Genomic DNA, 11,961 nt, shown 5'->3' on the forward strand with positions numbered 1-11,961 from the left:
AGAATCGTTTATTGATGCACGGAATCTAGAGGAGTGAGGTTGAAATGATCAGGAAAATCATCATTGTTCTGGCGCTAATGACGTTGGTTCTGACACCTACACTGAGCGTTAAAGCCTGGTATAACTGCGGCGGCTACATTACCGTCCAATGGGGCGATACATTGAGCGGCCTGGCAGCCATGTGCGGGACGACCGTGGAAGCCGTTCGGTCTGCGAATCCCGGGCTCGGTTGGTGGCTGTATGCCGGGCAGGTCATCTATCTTCCATCCGGGTACGCAAGCCAGCCTGTTTATAATCCTTATCCGACGGGAAATACGTATATCGTCCAGCCGGGTGATACGCTGGCGATCATTGCAGCCAGATATGGGATGACGGTTTACGACCTTTGGGCTGCCAACCCGCAAATCTGGAATCCGAGTTTGATCTATGTGGGGCAGGCGATCAACATACCGGTTTCATACGCGCCTCCTCCCCCTCCCGTGGTATATCCTGCTCCCTATCCCATTCCTTCCTATCCCACCTCCATCCCGCCGGGATCGAACACATTAAAGATCACCTACAAAAAGGGGCTTATCGTTAGAGACAGCCCGGGCGGGGACATCATCGGATGGGCAACGTATGACGAATATAAAGAATGGTGCTATTACCCGGGCAGCATCACAAAGGATTCAGTTGGCAAGGTATGGGTACAGGTCGATCTCAATCCGCCCCAGCACGGTTATACAACCGGTTGGATTCTCGTCAAAGACCAATATGGAGGGTATTTTACAAGCCTTACCCTCGATTGGTAATCGAAACAAATACCATCGATCAACAAGCAGGTCGTGCTGATACCCGAATCGGATGTATGGCGCGACCTGCTTTCTTATGCCGAAAACTTTTTTGCCTTGGCAATCCGCTCGCCCAAGGGCGGATGGGAATAGAACATGAAGACCACCCATTTCTCCGGGTCGATCTCGCCCAGGTTTTGATTTGCAAGCCGGGTAAAGGCTGAGGCGAACGCTTCATTCCTGCCGGTGGAAGCCAAAGCGTAATCGTCCGCCATGCGTTCGCGCCAGCGGGATATTGCGTTATCAACCGGCATGGTGAACAAACCAAATGCTCCGAGAATCAACCCCAAGGCAGGCATGGCGGCAGGATCACTGACACCGGAAAACCCAAGAGAGCCAACCGCCCAATTCATTCCCAGGGAAGCGAGATAAAAACAGAGAGCCGTCATCACCGTGCCGAATGCGATCAGAAATGGAATGTCCTTGTGAACATGATGTCCCAATTCGTGGGCAAGAACCGTTTCGATCTCATCGGGTGTGAATTCGTTGATGAGGGTATCACCGAGTATGATTCGGCGCGTATTGCCGATTCCGGTCAAGGCGGCGTTCGCGGCTTTGGTGCGCCGTGACATGTCAAACTTGAAGACGCCCTTCACTTTCGTATTGGCGCGCCTGGCAAGATCAAGCAGACGATCTTCAAGGTCCTTGTGTTCGTCACCAAGCGGAACGTATTTATTGAAAAACGGCATGATGACCACAGGTGCCAGATGCGAAAGGAGGACGTTGAAAAGCAAAAGTCCGCCTGCCGCCCAAAGCCACCAGGCTTCTCCTGTCAGGCGAAGCGCGAGATACAACAACTCCAGCAGGATCAAACCGATGGGCGCTCCGATCGCCAAACCTTTGAACTGGTCCACGAACCAATCCTTGAGCGATTGGTTGGATTGCCCGAAACGATGCGGCAGGACGAAGCCGCTGTAATATCCGAGGGGAAAGTTGAGAACTGAGTAGATTCCCCCAAAGATGAGGACAAATAAAGCTACAAGCAGCCATTCATTCGACGTTTTGGAGGCCAGCCAATCGCGGACAGAAATGCTCCAGCCAAAGGTAAGCCAGGCAAGGGCGTAGACGGCGCTAAAGGTTGTATCGACCAGCCACAGTCGGCGGCGGATGCGGGCATATTCTTTCGCCTTTTTTTGACGTTCAGGATCGAGTGTGGTTTCCATGAAACGACCATCCTCATCACAACGAAAGTCTTGACTCTATAACAATGGCAAGGTGTAAGTTCGTTAAAGCATCAGACAACCGGCAAGTTGGTCCTTGTCTGCTCAACATAAATATTCAAAAAAATATTATACACTCCCCGGATATATAATTAAAGGTATGGCAGCCTCAACCAGACAACCCACCGGCATGACCGGCTTCACCATCGTCTGGGCGGGCCAGTTGATCTCCGTCCTCGCTTCCAGCATGACCCAATTTGCGCTCACCATCTGGGCGTATCAGGAGACGGGCAGCGCCACGTCTTTGGGAATCATCAACACAGCTTTCATCGTGCCATTTCTCCTGCTCTCACCGATTGCAGGCGTGATGGTGGACCGGCATAACCGCAAACTCATGATGATGGTCAGTGACCTGACAGCCGTGCTTGCCACAAGCGGAATCCTCATCTTGCAAGCGATGGGCAGCCTTGAAATATGGCATTTGTATATCGCCGCCGTCATCAACGGACTTGGCAATACCTTCCAATGGCCCGCGTATTCCGCGGCGATCAGCACGATGGTGCCGAAGGACAATTACAGCCGTGCAAATGGGATGATGTCGCTGGTCGAGTCGGGACCTGCCGTGCTTGCCCCAATCTTTGCCGGGGTGCTGCTTCCCATCATCACCCTGACCGGTATTCTCGTCATCGATGTGGCGACCTTTTTCATTGCCATTATCGCTCTCACGCTTGTAATCGTCCCTCAACCGGAGAAAACCGTCGAAGGTCAAGCCGGAAGCGGATCTATCTTTAAAGAGGCCTTATACGGCTTCAAATACATCTTTGCCCGGCGCGGACTACTCGGTTTGTTGATATTTTTCATTGTATTGAATTTTGTGATCGGAATATCCATTTCATTATTTTCTCCGTTCATCCTGGAGCGCACGGACCAGAGCAGCGAAATGCTCGGCATTGTCACTTCGGCAAATGCGATCGGCGCTGTCATTGGCGGGCTGCTCATCGGTTTATGGGGCGGATTCAAGAAGCGTATGAACAGCATCTTCCTCGGCGAAGCGCTGACAGGGTTATTCCTTTTGGTCATTTTTGGGTTGGGACGAAGCCTGCCGGTCTGGATCATCGGCGTAGTCATCGGCGGTATCTTTCCCATTTTCACCAATGGGGCAAGTCAAGCCATCTGGCAGGCAAAGGTCGCCCCCGATGTGCAGGGACGGGTCTTCTCCGCGCGGCGAATGATCGCCTGGTCGGTGGGACCGATCACCCCGATCATTGCGGGCCTGCTCGCGGATTATGTCACCGAGCCGATGATGCTCGGCGACACATGGCTGGCAAATACTTTCGGCTGGATGGTCGGAACGACGCCCGGCTCCGGCATGGCGCTGCAACTGGTCCTCACAGGAATCTTATACATCGCCGTGGCAGTGTTCACTTATCTGTTCGTCCCGCACGTCCGCAATTTGGAGGCGGAACTTCCCGACCATGACCAAATGAAAAAGGCGGAGGCAGCATAATGATCGAACTTCATTCTGAAAACTATGAACGTATCCGTCCGCTCTTGCTGGGCATGGACTTTCACCTTATCGGTCGGTCCATCCTCGCCAAAAAGACACCCGCACAGATTTTTGTAGATAATGCCGAAGCGCCAAAATCCCTTTTCTCAAAGGCAGGTCATCGATTCATTTTGGCGGGTAATACTATGCTCGACAGCTTCAATCAATTCATCCAAACGCATTTCATCGAAACAATCTTTCCGCAAGCCGAGGCAAAAGGCTTGGATGGATTCTTGATTTATTATGACAACAAGGCATGGGAAGAAAAGATGGGGTTTCTGATCCAAGGCAAAGAGACCATCCATGCAAACCGCGAATACTATGCCTGCAAAGATGTGAAGCATGATCGGCGCAGCATCCTGCTGGGCGATTTCCAAATCAAACCAGTAGACGCTGATCTTCTATCCGTTCCCAATCTCAAACATCTCGAAACACTCAAAGAAGAGATGATGTCCGAACGCCCCACTGTAGATGATTTTCTCGCCAAGAGCTTTGGAGTGTGCGCCGTTCATAACAATGAACTCGTGGGCTGGTGTCTCTCCGAATACAATGCGGAATGCCGCTGTGAGATCGGCATTGAGACCACCAGTGACTACCGTCAACGCGGCATTGCCACTGCACTCACGCTTGCATTTCTCGAATACGCTTTTTCACACGGCATCACCGAAGTCGGCTGGCACTGTTTCAAGCGCAACGAAGCGTCTGCAAAGACCGCTCTCAAGGCAGGCTTTGATAAAGTCTGCGATTACAAGTCCTTCATTGTTTTGCTCAAGGAGTAAGAATGAAATTCTCAATGCGCCCCTACCGCAATGAAGAAGATTACTGGCGAATGCGCCAATTCCTGCGCGAGGTCATGATGCTGAATGATCTACATCAATACAGCTGGCACGTTGCACGGCTCGACTACTGGTGGTGGTTCGCCAACCCCGATATTGAGAAAATCGATCCAGAACAAGCCATCTTCATTTGGGAAGCAGAAAAAGGAGAAATTGCCGCCGTGCTCAATCCCGAAGGGAAAGGGCAAGCCTATCTGCAAATCCACCCGAAATATCGCACACCTGAACTCGAAGAAGAACTGATCGTCACAGCCGAAGAGCACTTCAAGCACCCGAACCGCGAAGGCAGAATGCGCGTCTTGGTCTTTGCGGATTCAAAAGACGCAATGCGACACGAAATTCTAAAACGACGCGGCTACCAAAAAGTAGAAAGACCCGAAACGAACGAAACGATACACATCTTCCCGCTTGCCAATGAGATCAAAGATGTAAAAACACCCGAAGGCTTCACCATCCGCGCGCTTGGGCATGGACTGGAATTGCTTGAGCGTTGTTACGCCTCGGGGCTTGGCTTTCATAAAGACGATATCAACACTGCGCGAGAAAATCGCGACGACCCAAGCTGGTATCACCACATTCAATCCGCGCCGCTCTATCGCCGCGACCTCGACATCGTTGCCATCGCCAATGACGGTTCCATTGCCGCCTTCTGCACCGCCTGGTTCGACGATGTCACCCGCACGGCATACTTCGAACCGGTTGCCACTGTTCCCAAGCATCAACGACATGGACTCGGTAAAGCTGTCCTTACCGAAGGTTTGAAGCGGCTCAAAATAATGGGCGCAAAGATCGCCACCGTGGGCGGATATTCAGACGAAGCAAACGGATTGTATTTCTCCGTCTTCGGAAGAGAATTTGACTTGCTTCAGCCGTGGGAAAAATTTTTTAATTGAAAAGGTGACTGTCACTTCGTAAGTAACAGTCACCTCGCTTCTTTCTCACCGACAATTGATTCTGTCTACCCAGCCTTTGCCTGCTCCCCAGCCAACAACGCGATCACTTCCTCCGACCTCATCACCTGACCATACGATTTCAATGCCGCTAAAAATGCCTTGTGAACATGATCCGCCGGGATGAGCGTGCTGTTGAATTCAAGATCGCGCGTGGCACAGGCATCTTCCGCAACGATGACCTTAAAGCCGAAGTCCGCAGCGGCGCGGGCGGTGGCATCCACGCACATATGGGTCATCATGCCGGTGATGACCACGCGCTCGATATCCCACTCTTTCAGCATTTCCAATAGATTCGTCTCGCGAAAGGAATTGGGATAATGCTTGTACACGATCGGTTCACCCTCAAAATGTGCCACGGCATCGTGAATGTCCGAACCTTCGGTGCCGCGGATAAAAAATGCCGCATCGGGTTTCAAGGCAATATGTTGAATGTGGATGTGATGTCCGCCATGCTCGCGAAAGCATTGCAAAATGGAGTAGGCTTTCTTTGCCGCTTCGAGCGGGTTGACCAGTTCCTTCTTCCCACCAGGAAAGTAGTCTTTTTGAATATCGATGATCAGCAGGGCTGTTTTCATGAAAGGTTCCTTTCATTTCTTGACATCGAAGGCGGTATGCTTTTAAGGAAATCGTCTGCCTGCCGCTTCAAATGGAGTTTTTCGGCATTTGAAATCACCCACTCAAAATCTGACCTGGCTTCCACCACTCTTCCCAACTCAACACACGCCTTCCCCCTGCCCAAATGGAGCCGCGCCTCCCGTGGATTGATTTCGATGGCGCGGGTGAACAATGTCACAGCGGATTCGAAGTCCCGGTTGACGAGGCAGGCTTCGGCGAGTCCTTGAAGCGCGAGAGCATTGCGGGGATTCTTGTCGAGGACGCGTCCGTAGTAATCCTTCGCCCAATCCAGATTATCCTGATACAAAACCAGGTTGACATCCACCATCGCAAGCGATTCCTCCGGCGATAAGCCCACCGCCAGGTCCTGATCTGCATGCGCGGAATCGAGATCGCCCAGCCGAAAATGCGCAAGCGAGCGTACGACGTAAAAAAGCGGCATGCGCGAATGCAGTGAAACGGCTTTGTTGAAATTTTCGAGCGCAGGTTGGTATTCACCGCGTTCCAACAACAGCGAGCCGCGGTCGAAATACGGCACAGCCCAATCCGGGTTGAGCGCCTGCGCCTGGACGAACCGCTCGAGAGCGGCGTCGTATTCCTTGTTGAGCAGGTGAATCTCCCCGCGAAGTTCGAGCGCAAGCAGGTGACTCTGGTTTAGTTTCAAGGCGCGTTCCACATCGGCGACCGCCCGTTCCCCGTGACCGATGGCTAAAAAACAACCAGCGCGCGTGATGTAATTGTTGATATTCCCCGGCTGGCGTTCGATCTCGGTTATGTAAAGTTGGGCTGCGCGTTCATAATCGCCCTGCAAATAATAATACGCAGCGCGTTTGAAAAACCAGGCAAGACCGAGGTTGACATTCCTGAGAGCGGTTCGGTTCAATGTGCTGATGGAGAATGCAATCAGAACGCAGAAGAACAAAAGGACATAATCGAGGGTAAGGATCCCGAAAACGATCAAAAGAATCAGAATTGGGATCCCGACGATGAGCGCGATCTGATCCGCCCGTGTCTTGCCGAACAGCCATTCCATGGCGGCGTGCAGGATGTTCCCGCCGTCCAGCGGATAGACAGGCAAAAGATTGAAGATGACCAGAATAATATTGACGATTGCGAGGGAGAAGAACAGGTTTTGAAAAGTTTGAAACCAGACATAAGTTTCGGGGGATGTCGAGTAGGGAAGGAAGAACAGGGCGGAAAGGATGAAAACCGCAACGCACAGGAATGCGAGCAGCATGTTCACCAACGGACCCGCCGCAAAGATGAACAGATTATGCAGCGGCTTTTCAGGCTTATAGGAAAGGTTGGTCAAACCGCCCAACAACCAGACCACCACGCTTTTGACAGGCACGCCCACCAACTGCGCCGCAAAGGCGTGACCGATCTCGTGCAGGAAGATGAAGATGGACAACCCGCCCACCCACAGTAATGCTTCGACAACGCCGCGCAGGTCCACAGGCTTGAATAAAAGATAGGCGATCGGAATGCTGAAGATGGTGGAAAAATGGAAACGTATATCCACGCCGCGCCAGCGGCCGAAGGACCACGACCAACCGAGTGTTCTCATTTTCTGCCGAAGTCCGCTGGGTTCTCGCCCCACATGCTCGTATCCCATTTCAAGATCCTGCCTTCGGGCAATTCGTTTTCCGCCAGCCAGTTCTCCGCGCTGCGGATGAGGGCAAAGAGGATGGAGTTCTTCGGTGTTCGCCTAAGTCTTGTCCGGCATTCGCCGGTATTGACCCAGGAGATCGCATTTTCTGAATCGGAATAAATCGGAAGACGCAGGTTGTGCTTCTCCTGCCAGGTCAAGGCATGGACGATGGCAAGGAATTCCCCAACGTTGTTCGTCCCATCGGCGTACGGACCCGCATGAAAGATCTCCTTGCCTGTCTCTGTATTGACTCCGCGATATTCGAGTTTTCCGGGCGATCCCTTGCAAGCCGCATCGACGCAGACAGAAGGCAGGCGGGGTTTGATGCTGGCAAGTTTCCATTTCCCGCTCGAGGATGCCTTGCCGGAATAATCCTCGTAGTTGGCAAGATAGGCGGCATCCGCCTCGGATTCACTCTCGAAGGCTTTATATTGCGCGCCGACAAAGCCCTTCACCTGTTTTTCGCATTCCGCCCATGAAGCGAATATGCCCGTCCGGCGTCCCTTCCAAACGACGTAATACTTCTGCCTCGTCATGGAATAATTTTACATCAAAGCCCGAAGCGTCTATTCCTCTTCGATCCAGCCTTGTTCCTCCACCGCCATGAAGATATCGGTCGCGGAGATGATCCCGATCAATGTGCCGGCATCGTCAGCGATCGGCAGGTGATGAAATTTATGCTTCTGCATGATCCGGGAACACTCGGCAAGAGTCCAATCTGCGCGCCCCGTGATGATGGGACCGGACATGATCTCGCGCACGGTCGTTTCGGCCGGGTTGCGTCCTTCAGCCGCAATCTTATCGCGAATGTCGGTCGTGGTCACGATGCCGTAGGCAGGATTCTTCTCGCTGATGGCAACCACCACGCTGTGGATCTTGCGGCGGCGCATCAAAGTCATCGCGTATGAGACGCTCGAATCCGGGTCGACCACGACCACAGGGCTGGACATCCAATCACGGACATGGTTCATGCTCACTCTCCTCGGCGAAATGTATCGATAAGTTTAAGGCGCCTGTTGGATCCAGGTCGCGCCGCTGTCTGTCGTCTTGTAAAGGATCCGCATACCGTTCGCATCGGCAAACACAACCCATCCAGTCTGTGAGTTGACAAAGCTCATATCCACGATGGAAGTGCCGAAGGGAATATCCGGGGTAACCTGCCGGATGGTAGCCCCCGCATCGTTCGTGACGTAGAACTGGTCAGCCGCATAAAATATTAATTCAGCCGATGATGGGGTTTCCAAAATCCCGTACCCGGTGAAGTCGACATCCATTCGATCCCAGGTGTTCCCGCCATCGGTGGTTCGGTAAACAAGGATCTCCGGCGTTTCAGCCGATTTGCGTATGGCGAGCAAGCCATCCGTCGGTGAGATAAATTCGATATCGACGACGTTCAACTCACTTTCAGCGGACCCTTCAGGCAATACAAGTTCGATGTTCGACCAGGTATTCCCTCCGTCTCCGCTCCGATATAGGTAGACCGCTCCGGGCGCGTAGATCACTCCGCCCACCCAGGCTGTGGTCCCATCGAGCGGCAGGATGAAATTTTTGATGCCGCCAAGCGGAAGCGACTCTCCCGCACCCTCAAGATTGGGATCGTTGGTGTAGACCCGGTCCCAGGTCGCGCCGCCATCCGCTGACTTGAAGATCGAAACCGCCATCGAACCCGCGCCCACGCCGAGATCCGCCATCACCCAGCCGTTATTTTCATCGAGGAAATGGATGGAGCCGCCGCTGAAAGGCGTATCGAAGGTTTCCCAGGTGAGCCCCCCGTCGCGCGTTCGATAAAGCATGCCGCCATTGGGATATCGATTCATGTCGGGAGATTGCACCCAGGCGCGCTCAGCATCGAGGATATCGATGAAGACGAGATAGCCTGCATCAACCAAATCCGGAGGAGTGACATCGTACCAGGTCGCGCCGCCATCGTTCGTGCGGATGATGTCTTCTTCTGTAACCGCCCAGCCAAATACTTCATCCAACATTTCGATGTTCAAAATGGATGGAGATTCGATCAACGGCGCGTCGATCGCCGGAGGCAATGGCGTCCCTTGCGGCGTTTCAAGAGCGAGTGGCTGGACCTGCGGTTCTTCCGTCCCCATCGGTGTTGCGGTCGGCTGGATCAACTCCGGCACTTGCGTGACCTGAGCCTCCGGTGCGCACGCGTTTATCAGCACGGAAAGAAGTAAGGCTAAAGTGATAAAACGTTTCATGATACTCCTTTGGCAATCTGGAACGAAGGGATTACCAAACTGCCCGATAATTCAACCAAGGTATTCCATAATTGTCGCCTCGCCCTGACCGACTCCCACGCAAAGGGTCGCCAAACCATATCTGGCGTTTCCGCGTAACTTCATTTCATGCACAAGGGTGGTCATAAGGCGCGCACCCGAACAGCCAAGCGGATGCCCGATGGCGATGGCGCCGCCGTTGACATTGACGATCTCCGGGTCAAGTTCGAGGTCTTCCATCACAGCAAGGGATTGAACGGCAAAGGCCTCGTTGAGTTCGATCAAACCAATATCTTTCATTTTCAATCCCGCCCGATCGAGCGCTTTTCGCGAGGCAGGGATCGGGCCATACCCCATGACACGGGGCGGCACACCGGCTGCGGCGGAAGTCACGATGCGGGCAAGCGGTTTGAGATCCAAAGATGCGGCTTTCTCAACGCTCATCAACAACAATGCGGCAGCTCCGTCGTTCAATCCAGATGAATTCCCCGCGGTCACCGTCCCCCCATCACGGAAGGAGGCTTTGAGTTTGCCGAGGCTTTCCATTGAAGTATCGCGGCGCGGACGTTCATCCGTGTCGATTATTTTCGGGTCGCCCTTTTTCTGCGGAATGACGACGGGAACGATCTCCTGTTTGAAGCGTCCCGAGTCGATGGCGGCAACTGCGCGTTGATGACTGCGCAACGAGAAGGCATCCTGTCTTTCACGGGTGATGTGCGGACGTTCCAAGGCGATGTTCTCCGCCGTCTCGCCCATTGATTCAGTCCCGTGCATGGTTTTCATTTTGGGATTCGGATAGCGCCAGCCCAATGCCGTATCGTATGCGGTAAGGTTTCCAAACGAAAATCCCGCCTCGGCTTTGGGGAGCGAATAAGGAGCGCGGCTCATGGATTCGACCCCGCCCGCGATATACACCTCCCCCTCCCCGGTTTTGATGGCACGCGCCGCCATGTTGATGGCATTCAAACCCGATGCACATAAACGGTTGACGGTCACGCCACCCACATCCACGGGAAGACCTGCAAGCAAGGAAGCCATGCGGGCCACATTGCGATTGTCCTCGCCCGCCTGGTTGGCACAGCCCAGGAACACTTCTTCGATCAATGCCGGGTCTAGTTTATTTCTATCAAGGATGGCTTTGATCACGTGCGCAGCCATGTCATCAGGGCGCACGGATGAGAGGACGCCGCCCAATGCCCCGACAGGCGTGCGAACAGCATCGATGATGACAACTTCAGTCATTGAACCTCCGGGTTTTCATACCTTGATTCTACCACCCATAAAACAAACAGCGATGGAGTTCGATCCATCGCTGTGATCATTCAGCGTTCGGGTCAGTCGAACAATTCAGCCACCGGGATTCTCGCTCCATTCATCCACGCGTGGACAATGAGCGCCAGGATCGCCAGATGGAACAATATCGAGAGCCAGTAAAAAAGGGGGTTGCCATCGCGTCGTATCGCACCAAACCACCTCAGTGGAACTTCGCCTGAATACACTTCATACGCAATAAAAGCTCCAAAGATCAGCGCGATAAGGATCATGGTATCCAGGGCGAGAAACATTTCCTTCAACGTATCCATTAAGCCTCCGAAATTCGAAAAATTATACCTGCTGCGAGCCGATAAGAGGTAAAGACCGCGCGCAAAACGGTGAAAAAACAAGGCGTCAAAAGCTAATGACCTTTGTACGCCTTGCGGGTGACGCTTGGCACTACTCTCCCTCTTCTGATAACATCATAATAGGAATGGCGGAGAAATCCGCCCAAGTTTGTCATACTTCCTAATCTTATAATAGACCCTGATGGGCTGCAAAACACCCCGGGTCTGCAAGCCAAAGGAGAATCAATGGCTGTCAAAGGCTGGATCGAAGTCAGCGATACATACTGCAAAGGATGCGAACTTTGCATCAGCGCATGTCCGCAGGAGGTGATGGAACTGGACATGGCGCGGCTCACCCCCAAGGGATATCACCCTGCTCATACATTCAAAGAAGGCTGCACGGGCTGCGCGATCTGCGCCATCGTTTGCCCGGATGCGGCGATCACGGTATTCCGTGAAACGACCAAAGCCGCCCCTGTCCCTGCGTGATGATATCTGTAGAGGCAAGATATTCGTGCCCCTACTTTTTTGGAGAAAC

13 protein-coding genes are annotated in these 11,961 nt (G+C 53.1%); 5 read left to right on the forward strand and 8 right to left on the reverse strand.

The genetic code is table 11. The features are described 5' to 3' along the window. Positions 1 to 44 precede the first annotated feature (44 nt). Positions 45 to 791: a LysM peptidoglycan-binding domain-containing protein gene (locus HS100_22590; protein ID MBE7436718.1), complete on the forward strand. Its 747-nt coding sequence runs from the start codon at positions 45 to 47 to the stop codon at positions 789 to 791. 74 nt (positions 792 to 865) lie between these two features. Here HS100_22590 and HS100_22595 read toward each other — a convergent pair whose 3' ends face one another. Continuing rightward, complete coding sequence (locus HS100_22595; GenBank protein ID MBE7436719.1) at positions 866 to 1,993, reverse strand: M48 family metallopeptidase; 1,128 nt, start codon at positions 1,991 to 1,993, stop codon at positions 866 to 868. Positions 1,994 to 2,150: 157 nt separating this feature from the next. Between HS100_22595 and HS100_22600 the strand changes: the two genes are divergently transcribed. From HS100_22600 to HS100_22610, 3 genes are read left to right on the forward strand one after another with little or no spacing between them, the layout of a single operon-like run. Beyond that, the gene (locus tag HS100_22600; GenBank protein ID MBE7436720.1) at positions 2,151 to 3,497 is read left to right on the forward strand and encodes an MFS transporter; all 1,347 of its coding nucleotides are present in this window, start codon (positions 2,151 to 2,153) and stop codon (positions 3,495 to 3,497) included. Continuing rightward, entirely contained in the window at positions 3,497 to 4,315 is an 819-nt protein-coding gene (locus tag HS100_22605) for a GNAT family N-acetyltransferase (GenBank protein MBE7436721.1), read from the forward strand. The genes HS100_22600 and HS100_22605 overlap by 1 nt, the downstream gene beginning before the upstream one ends. Before the next feature lie 2 nt (positions 4,316 to 4,317). Continuing rightward, positions 4,318 to 5,265 carry a GNAT family N-acetyltransferase gene (locus tag HS100_22610; GenBank protein ID MBE7436722.1) on the forward strand — a complete coding sequence of 316 codons (948 nt, stop codon included), beginning with the start codon at positions 4,318 to 4,320 and terminating at the stop codon, positions 5,263 to 5,265. A 65-nt stretch (positions 5,266 to 5,330) separates the two neighbouring features. Here HS100_22610 and HS100_22615 read toward each other — a convergent pair whose 3' ends face one another. The 7 genes from HS100_22615 to HS100_22645 all read right to left on the reverse strand — a co-directional run bounded on the left by HS100_22615 (position 5,331) and on the right by HS100_22645 (position 11,405). Further along, positions 5,331 to 5,900, reverse strand: coding sequence for a cysteine hydrolase (locus tag HS100_22615; GenBank protein MBE7436723.1), 570 nt, complete (start codon positions 5,898 to 5,900; stop codon positions 5,331 to 5,333). Then, positions 5,897 to 7,507, reverse strand: coding sequence for a tetratricopeptide repeat protein (locus tag HS100_22620; GenBank protein ID MBE7436724.1), 1,611 nt, complete (start codon positions 7,505 to 7,507; stop codon positions 5,897 to 5,899). Before HS100_22620 ends, HS100_22615 begins: the two co-directional genes overlap by 4 nt. After that, positions 7,504 to 8,127 (reverse strand): viroplasmin family protein, encoded by a 624-nt coding sequence (locus tag HS100_22625; GenBank protein ID MBE7436725.1) that lies wholly within the window; start codon positions 8,125 to 8,127, stop codon positions 7,504 to 7,506. Before HS100_22625 ends, HS100_22620 begins: the two co-directional genes overlap by 4 nt. Positions 8,128 to 8,157: 30 nt before the next feature. Continuing rightward, positions 8,158 to 8,562: a CBS domain-containing protein gene (locus HS100_22630; protein MBE7436726.1), complete on the reverse strand. Its 405-nt coding sequence runs from the start codon at positions 8,560 to 8,562 to the stop codon at positions 8,158 to 8,160. Positions 8,563 to 8,595: 33 nt separating this feature from the next. Then, positions 8,596 to 9,804: a hypothetical protein gene (locus HS100_22635; GenBank protein MBE7436727.1), complete on the reverse strand. Its 1,209-nt coding sequence runs from the start codon at positions 9,802 to 9,804 to the stop codon at positions 8,596 to 8,598. A gap of 51 nt (positions 9,805 to 9,855) precedes the next feature. Beyond that, complete coding sequence (locus HS100_22640) at positions 9,856 to 11,064, reverse strand: acetyl-CoA C-acyltransferase (protein MBE7436728.1); 1,209 nt, start codon at positions 11,062 to 11,064, stop codon at positions 9,856 to 9,858. Positions 11,065 to 11,156: 92 nt separating this feature from the next. Further along, positions 11,157 to 11,405, reverse strand: coding sequence for a hypothetical protein (locus HS100_22645; protein MBE7436729.1), 249 nt, complete (start codon positions 11,403 to 11,405; stop codon positions 11,157 to 11,159). A gap of 264 nt (positions 11,406 to 11,669) precedes the next feature. Here HS100_22645 and HS100_22650 point away from each other — a divergent pair, with 264 nt between their 5' ends. Continuing rightward, positions 11,670 to 11,912: a 4Fe-4S dicluster domain-containing protein gene (locus tag HS100_22650; protein MBE7436730.1), complete on the forward strand. Its 243-nt coding sequence runs from the start codon at positions 11,670 to 11,672 to the stop codon at positions 11,910 to 11,912. The last annotated feature ends 49 nt before the right edge of the window (positions 11,913 to 11,961 follow it).

Source organism: Anaerolineales bacterium (assembly GCA_015075725.1).
Lineage (GTDB): Bacteria > Chloroflexota > Anaerolineae > Anaerolineales > Villigracilaceae > Villigracilis.

Coding starts and splice junctions, on each gene's coding strand:
- HS100_22590 (MBE7436718.1), top strand. CDS start 45: ATGATCAGGAAAATCATCATTGTTCTGGCGCTAATGACGTTGGTTCTG.
- HS100_22595 (MBE7436719.1), bottom strand. CDS start 1,993: ATGGAAACCACACTCGATCCTGAACGTCAAAAAAAGGCGAAAGAATAT.
- HS100_22600 (MBE7436720.1), top strand. CDS start 2,151: ATGGCAGCCTCAACCAGACAACCCACCGGCATGACCGGCTTCACCATC.
- HS100_22605 (MBE7436721.1), top strand. CDS start 3,497: ATGATCGAACTTCATTCTGAAAACTATGAACGTATCCGTCCGCTCTTG.
- HS100_22610 (MBE7436722.1), top strand. CDS start 4,318: ATGAAATTCTCAATGCGCCCCTACCGCAATGAAGAAGATTACTGGCGA.
- HS100_22615 (MBE7436723.1), bottom strand. CDS start 5,900: ATGAAAACAGCCCTGCTGATCATCGATATTCAAAAAGACTACTTTCCT.
- HS100_22620 (MBE7436724.1), bottom strand. CDS start 7,507: ATGAGAACACTCGGTTGGTCGTGGTCCTTCGGCCGCTGGCGCGGCGTG.
- HS100_22625 (MBE7436725.1), bottom strand. CDS start 8,127: ATGACGAGGCAGAAGTATTACGTCGTTTGGAAGGGACGCCGGACGGGC.
- HS100_22630 (MBE7436726.1), bottom strand. CDS start 8,562: ATGAACCATGTCCGTGATTGGATGTCCAGCCCTGTGGTCGTGGTCGAC.
- HS100_22635 (MBE7436727.1), bottom strand. CDS start 9,804: ATGAAACGTTTTATCACTTTAGCCTTACTTCTTTCCGTGCTGATAAAC.
- HS100_22640 (MBE7436728.1), bottom strand. CDS start 11,064: ATGACTGAAGTTGTCATCATCGATGCTGTTCGCACGCCTGTCGGGGCA.
- HS100_22645 (MBE7436729.1), bottom strand. CDS start 11,405: ATGGATACGTTGAAGGAAATGTTTCTCGCCCTGGATACCATGATCCTT.
- HS100_22650 (MBE7436730.1), top strand. CDS start 11,670: ATGGCTGTCAAAGGCTGGATCGAAGTCAGCGATACATACTGCAAAGGA.